Here is a 16516-nt window from a genome sequence, read left to right on the forward strand (position 1 = left end):
CCATCGGCAGTGCATATTGTTATGGGTTCCGACCTCTCTGGGCCGTGTGAACACGCTACGCTGCTGGCAGGGTGAAAAATCGCACCCTGGCGACCAACAGTTGCACGGAGGCGACCACCTTTGCCGTGGAGCATGCAATGCCGCAAATCATTCATTTCCTGTTGTTGCCAGGCTTCTCGGCAATCGGCTTCATCAGTGCCCTTGAGCCACTACGGGTGGCCAACCGCTTCAAAGGCCCGTCCTATCGCTGGCAGGTGCTGAGCCTGGACGGTGGCGCTGTGCAGGCCAGCAATGGCATGTCGGTGAACGCCGATGCGGCGTTGGCGGCCGGCGAGCCGGGCGGCATCTTGCTGATCGTGGCTGGCTTCGACCCGTTGGCCTGCTATGGGCCGCCACTGCAGCAGGCGCTGCGCCGCCTGGACCATGACGGGGTGATTCTGGGCGGCATCGATACCGGCGCTGTGGTGCTGGCGGAAGCTGGCTTGCTCGATGGCCACCGGGCTACCGTGCATTGGGAGGCGCTGGAGGCGTTCAAGGAAAACTACCCGAGCCTGCAGGCAACCCAAGAGCTGTTCGAGATCGACCGACGGCGCATCACCTGTGCTGGCGGCACGGCATCGATCGACCTGATGCTCGACCTGATTGCACAGGCCCATGGCAGCGAGCTGGCGGTGCAGGTGTCGGAGCAGTTCGTGCTCGGGCGTATCCGCCAGCGACAGGACCATCAGCGCATGCAGATTGCCAGCCGCTATGGCATCAGCAACAAGAAACTGGTGAAGGTGATTGGCGAAATGGAGCGCAACACCGAGCAGCCGCTCAATACCCAGGTGCTGGCTGAAGCGGTGCAGGTGACCCGGCGCCAGCTGGAGCGGCTGTTTCGTGTGCACCTGGACGACACACCCAGTGGGTTTTATTTGCGCCTGCGGTTGGACAAGGCGCGGCAGCTGTTGCGCCAGACCGACATGAGCGTGCTGGAGGTGGGGGTAGCCTGCGGGTTCGAGTCCGCTTCGTACTTTACCCGCTGCTACCGGGCGCGGTATCAGCGTTGCCCGCGGGAGGATCGCTTGGCTCGGGCGCTATGAGGGTCTTGGGCAGCCCCAAAACCTGGGGCCGCTTTGCGGCCCTTTCGCGACCCAGGGCCGCTCCCACGTCATCGGCAGCCCCTATTGCTGACCAATGCTCTGCAGGTATTCCGACCGGTCATCACTGCGCTGCGCCACGCAGGTATCCCAAGCCGCCTGGAACGCCTTGCTCCCTGGCTTTTCGGCATAGGTCTCGACCTTGCAATCCGCATCGCGCAACTGTGTCCACAGTTTTTCGGCCGCGTCCATGCGCCCGATCAGCGCGGTGGCCTGGTCGCCTTCTTCGGCATATTGATCGCGGATGCGCTGGATCAGGTCGTCATACGCCGCTTTCAGTTCGCGCTCGGCAGTCTGCTTGTTGAACGCCGCGCACGCGTAGGTCTGCTGGTCGGTTTCGACGTTGTCGCACGGGGTGCTTTCTTCCTCGCCGGCCTGGGCGCCCGATACGACAGCCAGCAGTACCAGCCATGCCAATGATTTCATCCGTTTTCTCCTCAACAGGCTGACGAATCGCAGGGATTCTCGCTCAGCCGAGGGCAAGGCGGTAGCTCTCTGACGAAATGTTCATAAAGCAGCCAGAAAGGTCGTTATCGAGACTGTCTCTCATCGCCAGGCGCCGCGCCAGAGGGCGTGTTGTCGCGCGTTGACGCTTTCGGCAAACCCCCTGTCGTTTTTGCATCGGGGCGCCTTTGGGCACAGGCATATGCTGGCCCCAAAGCGCCGGCACAAGGTTTGGCGCCAACCATTCAATAAAAGGGGACAGCCTGATGAGCCCAGCCGAACTTCATGCCGACAGCATCGTCATCGACGGCCTGATCATTGCCAAATGGAACCGCGAGCTGTTCGAGGACATGCGCAAAGGCGGGCTGACCGCGGCCAACTGCACGGTGTCGGTCTGGGAAGGCTTCAAGGCTACCGTCGACAACATCGCCGCCAGCCAGAAGCTGATCCGCGACAACAGTGACCTGGTCATGCCGGTGCGCACCACCGCCGACATCCGCAAGGCCAAGGAACTGGGCAAGACCGGCATCCTCTTCGGCTTCCAGAACGCCCACGCGTTCGAAGACCAGATCGCCTATGTGGACGTGTTCAAGCAACTGGGCGTGGGCATCGTGCAGATGTGCTACAACACCCAGAACCTGGTAGGCACTGGGTGCTACGAGCGTGACGGCGGCCTGTCGGGCTTCGGTCGTGAGATCGTCGCGGAAATGAACCGCGTAGGCATCATGTGCGACCTGTCCCACGTCGGCTCCAAGACGTCCGAAGAAGTCATCCTCGAATCGAAAAAGCCGGTGTGCTACTCGCACTGCCTGCCCTCGGGCCTGAAAGAGCATCCGCGCAACAAGTCGGACGAAGAGCTGAAGTTCATTGCCGACCACGGCGGCTTCGTTGGCGTGACCATGTTCGCGCCGTTCCTGGCCAAAGGCATCGATTCGACCATCGACGACTACGCCGAAGCCATCGAGTACACCATGAACATCGTCGGTGAAGACGCCATCGGTATCGGTACCGACTTCACCCAGGGCCACGGCCAGGACTTCTTCGAGTACCTGACCCACGACAAGGGCTACGCCCGACGCCTGACCAACTTCGGCAAGATCATCAACCCGCTGGGCATCCGTACCGTCGGCGAATTCCCCAACCTCACCGAAACCTTGCTCAAGCGCGGCCACTCCGAGCGCGTGGTGCGCAAGATCATGGGCGAGAACTGGGTCAACGTCCTCAAGGACGTCTGGGGCGAGTAAGCCGCTCTCCAAGCCTGATAGCCCCTGCCAGCAACGCCGGGGCACCCAAATAAAAATTTTTATGGAGTTGAGTTTCCATGGCCAAGATCGCCCCGCAATTGCCAATCGAAGTCGACAGCGAAACCGGTGTCTGGACCAGCGACGCCTTGCCGATGCTGTATGTGCCGCGCCATTTCTTCGTCAACAACCACATCGGCATCGAGGAAGTGCTGGGCGCTGACGCCTACGCCGAGATCCTCTACAAGGCTGGCTACAAGTCCGCCTGGCACTGGTGCGAAAAAGAGGCCGAATGCCATGGCCTGGAAGGCGTAGCGGTGTTCGAGCACTACATGAAGCGCTTGAGCCAGCGTGGCTGGGGCCTGTTCGAAATCCAGGACATCGACCTGGATAAAGGCACCTGCAGCGTCAAGCTCAAGCATTCGGCGTTCGTGTACGTGTATGGCAAGTGTGGCCGCAAGGTCGACTACATGTTCACCGGCTGGTTCGCCGGCGCGATGGACCAGATTCTCGCTGCCCGCGGCAGCAAGATCCGCACCGTGGCCGAACAGGTCTACGGCGGGTCGGAAGAAGGCCACGAAGATGGCCTGTTCGTAACAAAGCCGTTGTAAGCCGGAGATAGCGTCATGGCATTCGAAGCAATGTTCCAGCCGATTCAGATCGGCAAGCTGACCATCCGCAACCGTGTGCTCAGCACCGCGCACGCCGAGGTCTACGCCACTGACGGCGGCATGACGACCGACCGCTACGTGAAGTACTACGAAGAAAAGGCCAAGGGCGGCATCGGCCTGGCGATCTGCGGCGGTTCGTCCGTCGTCGCCATCGACAGCCCGCAGGAATGGTGGGCGTCGGTCAACCTGTCGACCGACCGCATCATCCCGCACTTCCAGAACCTGGCCGACGCCATGCACAAGCATGGCGCCAAGATCATGATCCAGATTACCCACATGGGCCGTCGCTCGCGCTGGGACGGCTTCAACTGGCCGACCCTGATGTCGCCGTCGGGTATCCGTGAACCCGTGCACCGCGCCACCTGCAAAACCATCGAAGTGGAAGAGATCTGGCGGGTGATCGGCAACTACGCGCAGGCTGCGCGTCGTGCCAAAGAGGGCGGCCTGGACGGTGTGGAACTGTCGGCGGTGCACCAGCACATGATCGACCAGTTCTGGAGCCCGCGGGTCAACAAACGTACCGACGAATGGGGCGGCACCTTCGAAGGCCGCATGAAGTTCGGCCTGGAAGTCCTGAAAGCCGTGCGCGCCGAGGTCGGTGACGACTTCTGCGTGGGCATGCGTATTTGTGGCGACGAGTTCCACCCTGACGGCCTCAGCCACGAGGACATGAAGCAGATCGCCGCGTACTACGACAGCACCGGCATGCTCGACTTCATCGGTGTGGTTGGCTCGGGTTGCGACACCCACAACACCCTGGCCAACGTCATCCCCAACATGAGCTACCCGCCGGAGCCGTTCCTGCACCTGGCGGCCGGTATCAAGGAAGTGGTCAAGGTCCCGGTGCTGCATGCGCAGAACATCAAGGACCCGAACCAGGCCACGCGCATCCTCGAAGGCGGCTATGTGGACATGGTCGGCATGACCCGTGCGCACATGGCCGACCCGCACCTGATCGCCAAGATCAAGATGGGCCAGATCGACCAGATCAAACAGTGCGTCGGTGCCAACTACTGCATCGACCGCCAGTACCAGGGCCTAGATGTGCTGTGCATCCAGAACGCCGCGACCTCCCGTGAATACATGGGCGTGCCGCACATCATCGAGAAAACCACCGGCGTCAAACGCAAGGTGGTGGTGGTTGGCGCCGGCCCTGCCGGCATGGAAGCGGCCCGGGTGGCTGCCGAGCGCGGCCACGACGTGACCCTGTTCGAGAAAAAAGACCAGATTGGCGGGCAGATCACCATCGCCGCCAAGGCCCCGCAGCGTGACCAGATTGCCGGTATCACCCGCTGGTACCAGCTGGAGCTGGCGCGCCTGAAAGTGGACCTGCGCCTGGGTACCGCCGCTGATGTGGCCACCATCCAGGACCTGCGCCCGGACGTCATCGTACTGGCGGTAGGCGGGCATTCGTTCCTGGAGCAGAACGAGCACTGGGGCGCTGCCGAAGGCTTGGTGGTCAGCAGCTGGGATGTGCTCGACGGCAAGGTTGCACCGGGCAAGAACGTGCTGGTGTACGACACCATCTGCGAGTTCACCGGCATGTCGGTGGCCGATTTCATCGCCGACAAGGGCAGCCAGGTCGAGATCGTCACCGACGACATCAAGCCGGGCGTGGCCATGGGCGGCACCACTTTCCCGACCTACTACCGCAGCATGTACCCCAAAGAAGTGATCATGACCGGCGACATGATGCTGGAAAAGGTCTACCGCGAAGGCGACAAGCTGGTGGCGGTGCTGGAGAACGAATACACCGGCGCCAAGGAAGAACGCGTGGTCGATCAGGTGGTGGTGGAGAACGGCGTGCGGCCTGATGAGGAGCTGTACTACGCGCTGAAGGATGGCTCACGCAACAAGGGCCAGATCGATGTGGAGGCGCTGTTTGCCATCAAGCCACAGCCGATCCTCAGCCAGCCGGGCGAAGGTTACCTGCTGTATCGCATTGGCGACTGCGTGGCCCAGCGCAACGTGCATGCAGCGATCTACGACGCCTTGCGCCTGTGCAAGGACTTCTGATCGCACCGCCTTTCTAGAGGCGGGACTGGCCCCCTGTGTAGGAGCGGCCTTGTGTCGCGAAAGGGTCGCGTAGCGGCCCCAAGATCGCCATAGCAGCATAGATTTTGGGGCCGCTACGCAGCCCTTTCGCGACACAAGGCCGCTCCTACATGGGGTCCGCGCTGGCCTTCGGGGTGGCGCAAGAATCTAGCTGTTGTGGGAGCCTCCCATGTTGAACACCCTTCTACCCATCCTGCTGTTCGCTGCCCTTGGCCTGGCAGTGCTCGGCGCCCTGCGCCGGGTGCGCATGTGGCGGCGTGGCCGAGCCGCCAAGGTCGACCTGATAGGCGGCCTGCTGGCCATGCCGCGCCGTTACCTGGTGGACCTGCACCACGTGGTCGAGCGCGACAAGTACATGTCCAAGACCCACGTGGCCACGGCGGGCGGCTTCGTGCTGTCGGCGGCCTTGGCGATCCTGGTGCACGGCTTCGGCCTGCAGAGCAAAATCCTCGGCTACGCATTGCTGGTGGCCACGGTAATCATGTTCAGCGGTGCCATCTTTGTCTTCAAACGCCGCCTCAACCCGCCTTCGCGCCTGTCCAAGGGCCCGTGGATGCGCCTGCCGAAAAGCCTGCTGGCGTTTGCCGCGAGCTTCTTCATCGCCACACTGCCGGTCGCTGGCATCCTGCCGGCCAATACCGGCGGCTGGGTGATGGTCGTCGTGCTTGGCCTGGGCGTACTGTGGGGCGTGTCGGAGCTGTTCTTCGGCATGACCTGGGGCGGCCCGATGAAGCACGCCTTCGCCGGTGCCCTGCACCTGGCCTGGCACCGCCGTGCCGAGCGTTTTGGCGGCGGCCGTTCTACCGGCCTCAAGCCACTGGACCTGGAAGACCCGAATGCTCCGCTGGGCGTTGAAAAGCCGGTGGACTTCACCTGGAACCAGCTGCTGGGCTTCGATGCCTGCGTGCAGTGCGGTAAATGTGAGGCCATGTGCCCGGCCTTTGCCGCTGGCCAGCCGCTGAACCCGAAAAAACTCATCCAGGACATGGTCATCGGCCTGGCCGGGGGTACTGACGCCCAGTTCGCCGGCAGCCCGTACCCTGGCAAGCCGATTGGTGAACACGGCGGCAATCCGCACCAGCCGATCGTCAATGGCCTGGTCGACGCCGAAACGCTGTGGTCGTGCACCACCTGCCGTGCCTGCGTCGAGGAATGCCCGATGATGATCGAGCACGTCGATGCCATCGTCGACATGCGCCGCCACCTCACCCTGGAAAAGGGCGCCACCCCGAACAAGGGTGCCGAGGTGCTGGACAACCTGATCGCCACCGACAACCCTGGCGGCTTCGCCCCTGGCGGGCGCATGAACTGGGCCGCTGACCTGAACCTGCAACTGCTGTCGGAGGTGCAATCCACCGAAGTCCTGTTCTGGGTGGGCGATGGTGCCTTCGACATGCGCAACCAGCGCACCCTGCGCTCGTTCGTCAAAGTGCTCAAGGCTTCGGGCGTGGACTTCGCCGTGCTTGGCCTGGAAGAGCGCGACAGCGGTGACGTGGCGCGCCGCCTGGGCGACGAAGCGACCTTCCAGCAACTGGCCAAGCGCAACATCCAGACCCTGGGCAAGTACAAGTTCCAGCGCATCGTCACCTGCGACCCACACAGTTTCCATGTGCTGAAGAACGAATACGGCGCCCTGGGCGGCGACTACCAGGTGCAGCACCACAGCACCTACATCGCCGAACTGATCGCGGCCAAGAAGCTCAACCTCGGCCAGCACAAGGGCGGCAGCGTCACCTACCACGACCCGTGCTACCTGGGCCGCTACAACGGCGAGTACGAAGCCCCGCGCGAAGTGCTCAAGGCGTTGGGTATCGAAGTGCGCGAGATGCAGCGCTCGGGCTTCCGCTCCCGTTGCTGCGGTGGTGGTGGCGGTGCGCCGATCACCGACATCCCTGGCAAGCAGCGTATCCCGGACATGCGCATGGACGACATCCGCGAGACCGAGGCCGAGTTGGTGGCCGTGGGTTGCCCGCAGTGCACCGCCATGCTCGAAGGTGTGGTCGAGCCGCGCCCGCAGATCAAGGACCTGGCCGAGCTGGTGGCCGACGTGCTGATCGAAGAGGACGCGCCCACTGGCCCAAAGCCGCAAACGGCTAAACGTGAACCTGCGGAGGTGCACTGATGAGCGACATTATCCGCCGCGACCCACGCGCCGAGTGGATCGCCCGTAACCGCCTGCACCCGCTGCATGCGGCAATGCAGACACAGCAAACTCGCTGGATGGGGCCCAACGGCATCCTCCGCAAGAACCCCCATGCGATCGCCGCAGGCTTCATTGGCCCTGCCGGCATCAAGCGTATCGACCGCAGCGGCGCCCAGCAGGGCACCGGTGTGGGCGGGCGTCGCACGGCGGCCGCCGAGGTCACGCTGCCACTGCATCAGGTACCGGCACCGGCGTTCTACATCGCCGTGGTACCGGACATGGTCGGTGGCCGCCTGAGCAGCCACGACCGCGACCTGCTTGGCCTGGCCCACAGCCTGGCCGGCAGCGACGGTGCGGTGCTGGCGGTGGTTTTCAACGAGCACAAGGAAAGCAACTTTTCCACAGCCGGGGTCGACCGCCTGCTGGTCATCGAGGGCGAGGCTTTCGAAGGTTATGCACCAGAGCAACTGGTACAAGGCCTGCGGGCTGTGGATAACCAGTTCACCCCGCGCCACTGGCTGTTGCCCGACAGCCGCACCGGTGGCGGCGAACTGGGTCGGCGCCTGGGCGCCGCGCTGGGTGAGCGCCCGGCGACGCGGGTGTGGCAGGTCAAGGATGGTCAATGCATTGGCCGCGCCGGTGCCGGCCAGCAAGACCTGCAACGCGCTGTGCCGCGCCTGATCCTGGCGTCGGCCGAGTGCGCCGAGCCCGTCAGCGAAACCCGCCACGAAGCCTTGCCGGTGGAGTTGTCCACAAGCGTGGCGCGCAGCCTGTCGCGTATCGAAGACCTCGGCTCGGTGGCCGTGGACCCGGCCACCATTGCCATGGCCGAGGCCGAGTTCATTGTCTCGGGTGGTAACGGGGTCAAGGACTGGGACCTGTACCACCAGGCCACCGCTGCCCTCGGGGCTACCGAAGGCGCTTCGCGGGTGGCGGTGGACGACGGGTTCATGCCGCGCAACCGCCAGGTGGGTGCTACCGGTACCTGGGTCACCGCGCGCGTGTACGTGGCTGTGGGTATCTCGGGCGCGATCCAGCACCTGCAGGGTATCGGTGCCTGCGACAAGGTGGTGGCGATCAACATGGACCCGGGCTGCGACATGATCAAACGGGCCGACCTGTCGGTAATTGGCGACAGTTCGGCGATTCTCAAGGCACTGATCGAGGCTGTGGACAACTTCCGCAGCGGCGGCCAGCGCGACGCGGCATAAGGGCACGAGCATGAGTACGAAAGTGATCAGCCTGGTTTCCATCGGTGCCCACCCAAGCTCTGGCCGCGCCCGCCGCGCCGAGCAGGATGCCCGCGCCGTGGAACTGGGTTTGCAACTGGCTGGGGATAACTTGCAGGTGGTGCATGCCGGCGACCCACAGGAAGAGGCGCTGCGCGCCTACCTGGGCATGGGCCTGGACCATCTGGATGTGCTGGAGCAGCCGGCTGGTGCCGATGTGCTGGGTGTGCTGGGGGATTACCTGCGCGATGCCGGGGCACAGCTGGTGCTGACAGGTAGCCAAGCCGAAACGGGTGAAGGATCGGGCATGTTGCCGTTTCTGCTGGCCGAAAAGCTCGGCTGGCCGTTGATCGTGGGGCTGGCCGAGGTGGAGTCGATCGACAATGGCACCGCCCAGGTATTGCAGGCGCTGCCGCGTGGCCAGCGGCGCCGGCTGAAAGTGCGCCTGCCGTTGCTGGCGACTGTGGATAACGCGGCGCCCAAGCCGCGCCAGAGTGCCTTCGGGCCGGCGCGTCGGGGTGTACTGGCGGCGCGCAATGTGGCCATCGTTGACGATGAACTGCTGGCTGAGGCCGAGCTGCAACCGGCGCGCCCGCGGCCAAAGCGGCTGAAGGTGATCAAGGCCAAGAGCGGTGCGGATCGCATGAAAGCGGCAACGGCCAAGGCCAGTGGCGGTGGCGGCAAGGTGCTGAAGGATGTTTCGCCACAGGAAGGTGCCGAGGCCATCCTCAAGTTGCTGGTGGAAGAGGGCGTGCTGCGCTGAAGCCAGAGGCTTGGAGGTCTTTTGTGGGAGCGCACAAGGCCGCTCCCACATCCCATTCACAGTATCGATCGAATGCTTTTGCCCACCAAATCTGTTTGCCAAGTTGTGGATAAAGTGTTGGCGCATGGCTGCAGCCCTTGTATGGCGATGCCTTCAAGTAGTTGATCGAAAAACGATCAAGCTTCACCCAGTCTTTGCATGGGTGCTTTTCAGAATTCTCATGGTTCTTGCCCACAGTCGCTGTTAGTCGGTCTGTGGATAATCTGTTCGATAGCGGCTAAAAGCCCCATAAATACTGGGTTTCATGGCGTTGATCAAAAAACGATCATTCAGACGATAAAGTCTTTGAATTGTTGAAAATTATAACGTCTGGATAAGTTATCCACAGCCCCCTCAGTGAGAGTATGCAGTTACCAACAAAGTCTGTTGGCTGAGCTGTGGACAAGGTGTATGGAAGACGCTAGACGCCGCTTGAATCGTGGCTTGTAGGGTTTTGATCAAATATTGAACTTCACCTGGGATCAATTGGGTTGGGCACAGGTTGACTCAGCATTTGCTGATACCTTCTGGAGCTGTGGATAAAGCCCACCGAACTGTCATTTCTACCAGTTAGAAACAGCCATACACAGTGCTACTGTGAGTCGTCATCATAAATGAGGTTCTCGCATGAATTGCAGGTACTTGCTGGCGCTCGACAAGCAAGCATCGAACCTGGGCGGGCCAGGATGCGCTGTCAGAGTTTACCTACCGTATGGCTTCCTACGAGATCGCGAAGGGGCGCTTTTGTGTTTTGCCGCTCAACCGCTGGATCTGCTGACCGGCTGTTATCACCTTGGCAATGGCTACCGGGCTTACAATCCTGTTTTGATGCGTTTTCACGCCCAAGACTCCCACAGCCCTTTCGGTAAGGGTGGACTGAATGCCTATGCATATTGCGGTGGTGATCCAGTCAACCGCCACGATCCGACGGGTAAGGTGTCCGAGTGGGCCACGCTATCCTTGCGAGGCTTGAGCATGGCGTCGAACACAGTAACGTTGACCTATAATTTTTTGGGGCCGACGCCAACCAATCGCGTGGGGCTCAATGCTTCACGAATCAGTACTTTCGGATCTGTATTGAGCCTTGCGAGTTCAGGTGCCCAGTTCGCCGGCGTCGAGAGTGCCATTTTTGGAGCGAATGTCGGACTTGGGGTCAGTTTGACTGCTGTATCTGCTCGAGCCATCAACGCTGCAGTTGGACCTCAAGCCAAGCCTTTGGAGCAGATAAGGACAAATTACGGCCTGATGACGGGAGGACTGCCAACTGACACCCAACCAAACATACCGTTAGAAAGTATAAGCACGCCTACTCGCGAGGGATTGGCGGTGAGAACTACAGTAGCCGAGCGTTCTTTCGCTGGCCGAGCTGCTTTGGCTGGAGAGACTAGGCTTGCTAACGGAGAGGATGCTTGGGCCTTCCAAAGGCAGACGATGGGGCTCAGGAAAAGGCATCCGTCAGCTTGAGCGAAAGGGCTGCGTGGCAGCCCTTCCTCTGTACGATGTGCTCTTTTACTGCGCGGTTACTTCCTTCAGATACGCCGCCGGCTCCGCCCCCAGGTTGTTCAGCATCCGCCCGCTGTACCAGTCGATGAAGTTCACCACGCCAAACTCGTAGGTTTTCGAGTACGGCCCTGGCTGGTAAGCCGTGGAGTTGATCCCGCGCTGGTTCTCTTCGGCCAGGCGGCGGTCCTGGTCGTTGGTGGCGTCCCACACCTTGCGCATGCGCTCAGGGTCGTAGTCCACACCTTCCACGGCGTCCTTGTGCACCAGCCATTTGGTGGTGACCATGGTCTCCTGGGCGCTGATCGGCCACACGGTGAACACGATCATGTGGTCGCCCATGCAGTGGTTCCAGGAGTGCGGCAGGTGCAGGATACGCATCGAGCCCAGGTCCGGGTTCTTGATGCGGCCCATCAGCTTCTGGCAGGCCTGCTTGCCGTCCATGGTCATCGACACGGTGCCCTTGAGCAGCGGCATGCGTACGATACGGTTACGCAGGCCGTGGCTCTTGTGCAGGTACGGGATCTTTTCGGCTTCCCAGGCGGCGGCGGAGGCGGCCACGTGGTCCTTGAATTCCTGGCTGGCGCGCGGGTCGTTGGTGTCGTCCCACTCCAGCAGGGTTTGCAGCAGCTCCGGGTGCGAGCCGCTGCAGTGGTAGCACTCGCGGTTGTTTTCCAGCACCAGCTTCCAGTTGGCTTTTTCCATCAAGGTGGTTTGCACCGCCACCTTGGTGTTCTCCATGTCGTAGGGTTCCATGTAGTGTTCCAGGGTGGCCAGGAACTCGTCGATGGCGGGTGGGTTTTCCGCCAGGCTGATGAAGATGTAGCCACCAGCGACCTTCACGTTCACAGGCTTCAGACCGTACTGCTTCATGTCGAAGTCGGCGCCCATCTCGGTGCCCGCGAACAGCAGGCGGCCGTCCAGTTCATAGGTCCACTGGTGGTAATGGCAGACCAACTTGGCCACTTTGCCTTTGTCGCTGACGCACAAGCGCGAACCGCGGTGCCGGCAGACGTTATGGAAGGCGTGCACCTTACCCTCGGCGCCACGCACCACCAGAATCGGGTTGTTGCCGATCTGCAGCGTGATGTAGTTGCCTTTTGCCGGAATTTCGCAAGTCATGCCGGCGATCAGCCATTCTTTCTGGAAGATCTCCTGCATGTCGATCTGGAACAGACGCTCGTCGGTGTAGAAAGGCTGGGGCAGCGAGTAGGTGCGCTCGCGGGTCTGCAGCATCTCGGCGGTGGCCTTGCGTGCAGGTTCCAGTGGATCGCCCAGGCTCAGGGTTGCGGTGACGTCCATCGTGTATTCCTCGGGGCCGTGTGCGGCCGGCAAAAGGTGGCTAATCGTTGTTGTGGTGCCGCAAGGCTGTCTATCGAAAAACAGCTAGTTGTTTTGCCGTGGAGTGTGCGTCCGAAGGCGCCGCGAACCGTATCCATGGGCGACATGGCCGAATTGAATTACGACGCGCCAGCCCTTGTAGCGCGGGGCTGGTCGCGATAAGCACGCCGATGTCGCTGGCAGGAATGTACGTCGCCCTCAGCTTGCGCATTATCCAAGCCATAAAAAGCCCAATAGTCGGCTGCTGGAGATGAACATGTCCGATACCTTCCTCAATCCGGTCACTACCCAGACCTGGGCCAACGGCCGCCACATCGTGCGCTGCGTCAAGGTCATCCAGGAGACCTGGGACGTGCGCACCTTCTGCTTCATGGCCGACCAGCCGATCATGTTCTTCTTCAAGCCGGGGCAGTTCGTTACCCTGGAGCTGGAGATCGAAGGCAAACCGGTGATGCGTTCCTACACCATTTCCAGTTCGCCGTCGGTGCCCTACAGCTTCTCGATCACCGTCAAGCGTGTGCCGGGCGGCCTGGTGTCCAACTTCCTGCACGACACCATGCACGAAGGCGCCGAGCTGCCGGTGCATGGCCCGGTGGGGTTGTTCAATGCCATCGACTTCCCGGCGGGCAAGGCGCTGTACCTGTCCGGCGGTGTGGGCATTACTCCGGTCATGTCGATGGCGCGCTGGTTCTACGACACCAACGCCAATGTCGACATGGTGTTCGTGCACAGCGCCCGCTCACCCAAGGACATCATCTACCACCGCGAGCTGGAACAGATGGCCTCGCGTATCCCCAACTTCAGCCTGCACATCATTTGCGAGAAGCACGGCCTGGGCGAGCCATGGGCGGGTTATCGCGGTTACCTGAACCAGCGGCTGATGGAACTGATTGCACCGGACTACATGGAACGCGTGGTGTTCTGCTGCGGCCCGACGCCTTACATGACGGCGGTAAAGCGCATGCTCGAAGCGGTCGGCTTCGACATGAAGAACTACCACGAGGAATCGTTCGGTGCCACGCCGGCCGAGGCCAAGGCCGATGCGGTCGAGCATGCCGAGCAGGCAGCCGAAGCGCCGGAGCTGGATGTGTCCGACCTTAACCTGGTGGAGTTCATCGGCAGCGAGAAGAGCATTCGCATTGCCCCAGGCGAGACCGTGCATGCGGCGGCGGCCAAGGTTGGCCTGATGATCCCGAAAGCCTGCGGCATGGGCATTTGCGGCACTTGCAAGGTGCTCAAGCTGGGCGGCGAAGTGGAAATGGAGCACAACGGCGGCATTACCGAGGAGGACGAAGCCGAGGGCTACATCCTGTCGTGCTGCAGTGTGCCGAAAGGGGATGTGCGGATCGATTACTGACCCGATAGTACCTGGGGCCGCAAAGCGCCCCCAGGTACTTCAGGTCAGGTACGGAACCGTGCCACCAACCCATTCAGGTCCACGGCCAGGCGCGACAATTCAGCACTCGCCGCACTGGTCTGATGCGCCCCGGTGGCACTCTGCACCGACAGGTCGTTGATGTTCACCAGGTTGCGGTCCACTTCCCGCGCCACCTGCGCCTGTTCCTCCGCCGCGCTGGCAATCACCAGGTTACGCTCGTTGATCTGCGCCACCGCGCCGGCAATGGTGTCCAGTGCCATGCCCGCGCCACGGGCGATGTTCAGGGTGGATTCGGCACGCTCGGTGCTGGTGCGCATCGACTCCACAGCTTCCTCCGTGCCCCCTTGAATGCTGCCGATCATCCGCTCGATTTCGCTGGTCGACTGCTGGGTGCGGTGGGCCAATGCCCGAACTTCATCCGCCACAACGGCAAAACCACGGCCCGCTTCGCCAGCACGTGCGGCCTCGATGGCGGCGTTCAGCGCCAGCAGGTTGGTTTGGTCGGCCAGGCCACGGATCACGTCGAGGACCTTGCCAATGTCGCGCGACTGCTCGGCCAGGTGAGTGATCAATTTGGCAGTGGCCTGCACATCGCCGCTCATGCGCTCGATGGCGCCCACGGTCTCCATCACCAGGTCACGGCCGTCGCCGGTGGAGCGGCTGGCTTCACTGGAGGCTTCCGAAGTGCTCACGGCATTGCGCGCTACTTCCTCCACAGCGCTGGTCATTTCGGTCACGGCCGTGGCGGCCTGTTCAATCTCGTTGTTCTGCTGTTGCAGGCCGCGGGCGCTTTCGTCGGTGACGGCGTTCAGCTCTTCGGCCGCCGAGGCCAGCTGGGTGGCGGAGCCGGCGATCTGTTGCAGGGTGTCGCGCAACTTGTCCTGCATGCGGGCCATGGCGCGCAGCAGGCGAGCGGCTTCGTCGGTGCCTTCGGCACGGATGATGTGGGTCAGGTCACCGTCGGCGACCTGTTCGGCGCTTTTGAGCGCATCTTCGATCGGCTTGACGATGCTGCGGGTCAGCAGGAAGGCGCAGGCGAACGTCAGGACGGTGGCGGCAACCAGCAGGCCGATCACCAGGGCGAAAGCAGCGGCGTACTGGCTGGCGGCCTTGTCATTGGTGGCGCGGGTCTGGTCGGTGTTGATGCGTACCAGGGTGTCCATGACCTTGTTGATCTGCTCTGAGTTGGCCAGCAAATCGCGGTTGAGCAGGTCGCGCAATTCGTCCAGGCGGTCGGCCTGGCTCAGTGTGCGCATGCGCGCTTCCAACTGGCGGTATTGGTTGAGCAACAGGCCGTACTGGTCGAACGCGGCCTGTTCGTCGGCGGCACCGATCATCGGCAGGTAAGCCTGGCGCGCGCGGTCGATCTGGCTGTTGCGCTGGTCCAGCAGGTTGAGGGTATCGCGTTGGGTTTCCGGTTCGCGGTTGAGCAGCAGGCGGTAGGAAAGCGTGCGCATGCGCAGGTTCAGCGCGGTGAGTTCGTCGAGGATCTTGATGCTGGGCACACTGACTTGCTCGATGGCAACACCAGCCTGGCGGATGTTGCCCATCTGCACCAGGGAGAAGATACCAAGGCCGAGCATCAGCAGGCCGATAAGCGCGAAGCCGAGCAGCGCGCGCGGGGCGATATTCATGTTGCGTAGGGACATGGAGAGGAGGATCCAGGCAAGGGGGAAAGTGCGACAAAACATGACTTGCCGGGCTATCGGTCGTGACCGGCCAGTCTTGAGTGCGACCGGCAAAAATTGTGAGGTAGCTAACCTTTTCCTGACCGGCGGTTGACTCAGGTCGGAACAAGGGGGCGGTTACCCTGTCAATCTGCGGGTTCGACACCTTATGAATCCGATATTTAATGGCGATGGGCGGCACTTTTCTTTATCGTGTGCGCCCCTCGCAACAACCTGAGATAGACCCATGCTGGAAGCTTCCCTGAATCAAATCGAGCAACTGGTCAGCGACCTGATGCAGAAAAACGCTCAACTCACCGAGCAGAACACCGCCCTCGGCCAGGAACTGGCCCAGGCCAAGGAAGAGAACGAAACCCTGCAGCTGTCGCTGATGGAGCAGGAAGAGAAGAACGGCGCTACCGCAGCGCGCATCCAGGCCCTGGTCGAGCGCGCCAGCGCGGGCGTTGTCGGCGCATGAGACTGCAAGAGCAGCCGATCAATGTGGTGTCGATTCTCGGCATCGACTATTCGATCAAGGCGCCCGAAGGTCAGGAAGAAACCCTGGCCCAGGCGGTACGGATGCTCAACACTGCCCTGAACGAAACCAAGCGTCAGTACCCGACCCTGATCGGCGACAAGCTGTTGGTGCTGGCTGCCCTCAACCTGTGCTCCAAGCAGGTTGAGCTGCAGAAAGAGCATCAGCAGACCCTAGCGCGTACCCAGGCGCAGATCGACGCCACGGTGGACGCCATCGTGCGGACCATTGCAGAGTCCTGATCGATAGCTGGGGGCGCTTCGCGCCCCTTTCGCGACACAAGGCCGCTCCTACAACAGTTATACGTTTCCCTGTAGGAGCGGCCGTGTGTCGCGATGGGCTGCACAGCAGCCCCAAAGGCCCAACTCATT

14 protein-coding genes are annotated in these 16516 nt (G+C 62.0%); 11 read left to right on the top strand and 3 right to left on the bottom strand.

The window, feature by feature from the left end; translation table 11 throughout:
* The first annotated feature begins 137 nt into the window (after positions 1-137).
* Complete coding sequence (locus AB5975_11720) at positions 138-1082, top strand: GlxA family transcriptional regulator (protein ID XDR22411.1); 945 nt, start codon at positions 138-140, stop codon at positions 1080-1082.
* An 81-nt stretch (positions 1083-1163) separates the two neighbouring features.
* Here AB5975_11720 and AB5975_11725 read toward each other — a convergent pair whose 3' ends face one another.
* A complete protein-coding gene (locus AB5975_11725) occupies positions 1164-1565 on the bottom strand; it encodes a lysozyme inhibitor LprI family protein (GenBank protein XDR22412.1) in 402 nt (133 codons plus the stop codon).
* A gap of 284 nt (positions 1566-1849) precedes the next feature.
* Here AB5975_11725 and AB5975_11730 point away from each other — a divergent pair, with 284 nt between their 5' ends.
* The 7 genes from AB5975_11730 to AB5975_11760 all read left to right on the top strand — a co-directional run bounded on the left by AB5975_11730 (position 1850) and on the right by AB5975_11760 (position 11188).
* Entirely contained in the window at positions 1850-2827 is a 978-nt protein-coding gene (locus AB5975_11730; protein XDR22413.1) for a dipeptidase, read from the top strand.
* A gap of 77 nt (positions 2828-2904) precedes the next feature.
* Positions 2905-3435 carry a DUF5943 domain-containing protein gene (locus AB5975_11735; protein XDR22414.1) on the top strand — a complete coding sequence of 177 codons (531 nt, stop codon included), beginning with the start codon at positions 2905-2907 and terminating at the stop codon, positions 3433-3435.
* A 15-nt stretch (positions 3436-3450) separates the two neighbouring features.
* Entirely contained in the window at positions 3451-5511 is a 2061-nt protein-coding gene (gene dgcA / locus AB5975_11740; protein ID XDR22415.1) for a dimethylglycine demethylation protein DgcA, read from the top strand.
* Between the two features lie 208 nt (positions 5512-5719).
* Positions 5720-7672 (top strand): dimethylglycine demethylation protein DgcB, encoded by a 1953-nt coding sequence (gene dgcB / locus AB5975_11745; protein ID XDR22416.1) that lies wholly within the window; start codon positions 5720-5722, stop codon positions 7670-7672.
* Positions 7672-8904, top strand: coding sequence for an electron transfer flavoprotein subunit alpha/FixB family protein (locus tag AB5975_11750; GenBank protein XDR22417.1), 1233 nt, complete (start codon positions 7672-7674; stop codon positions 8902-8904). The genes dgcB and AB5975_11750 overlap by 1 nt, the downstream gene beginning before the upstream one ends.
* Positions 8905-8914: 10 nt before the next feature.
* A complete protein-coding gene (locus AB5975_11755) occupies positions 8915-9685 on the top strand; it encodes an electron transfer flavoprotein subunit beta (GenBank protein XDR22418.1) in 771 nt (256 codons plus the stop codon).
* Between the two features lie 681 nt (positions 9686-10366).
* Positions 10367-11188 carry an RHS repeat-associated core domain-containing protein gene (locus tag AB5975_11760; protein ID XDR22419.1) on the top strand — a complete coding sequence of 274 codons (822 nt, stop codon included), beginning with the start codon at positions 10367-10369 and terminating at the stop codon, positions 11186-11188.
* A gap of 45 nt (positions 11189-11233) precedes the next feature.
* Here the strand turns inward: AB5975_11760 and gbcA are convergent, their stop codons facing one another.
* Positions 11234-12526, bottom strand: coding sequence for a glycine-betaine demethylase subunit GbcA (gene gbcA, locus AB5975_11765; protein XDR22420.1), 1293 nt, complete (start codon positions 12524-12526; stop codon positions 11234-11236).
* A gap of 295 nt (positions 12527-12821) precedes the next feature.
* On the opposite strand from gbcA, the gene gbcB reads away from it, so the two are divergent.
* Positions 12822-13922: a glycine-betaine demethylase subunit GbcB gene (gbcB, locus tag AB5975_11770; GenBank protein ID XDR22421.1), complete on the top strand. Its 1101-nt coding sequence runs from the start codon at positions 12822-12824 to the stop codon at positions 13920-13922.
* Between the two features lie 44 nt (positions 13923-13966).
* On the opposite strand, the gene AB5975_11775 is transcribed toward gbcB, so the two are convergent.
* Positions 13967-15592, bottom strand: a complete 1626-nt coding sequence (locus AB5975_11775; protein ID XDR22422.1) for a methyl-accepting chemotaxis protein — start codon at positions 15590-15592, stop codon at positions 13967-13969.
* Between the two features lie 265 nt (positions 15593-15857).
* On the opposite strand from AB5975_11775, the gene AB5975_11780 reads away from it, so the two are divergent.
* Positions 15858-16088, top strand: coding sequence for a hypothetical protein (locus AB5975_11780; GenBank protein XDR22423.1), 231 nt, complete (start codon positions 15858-15860; stop codon positions 16086-16088).
* Positions 16085-16387: a cell division protein ZapA gene (locus tag AB5975_11785; GenBank protein ID XDR22424.1), complete on the top strand. Its 303-nt coding sequence runs from the start codon at positions 16085-16087 to the stop codon at positions 16385-16387. Before AB5975_11780 ends, AB5975_11785 begins: the two co-directional genes overlap by 4 nt.
* The last annotated feature ends 129 nt before the right edge of the window (positions 16388-16516 follow it).

Origin of the sequence: Pseudomonas putida, assembly GCA_041071465.1 — a bacterium.
Taxonomy (GTDB): domain Bacteria; phylum Pseudomonadota; class Gammaproteobacteria; order Pseudomonadales; family Pseudomonadaceae; genus Aquipseudomonas; species Aquipseudomonas putida_P.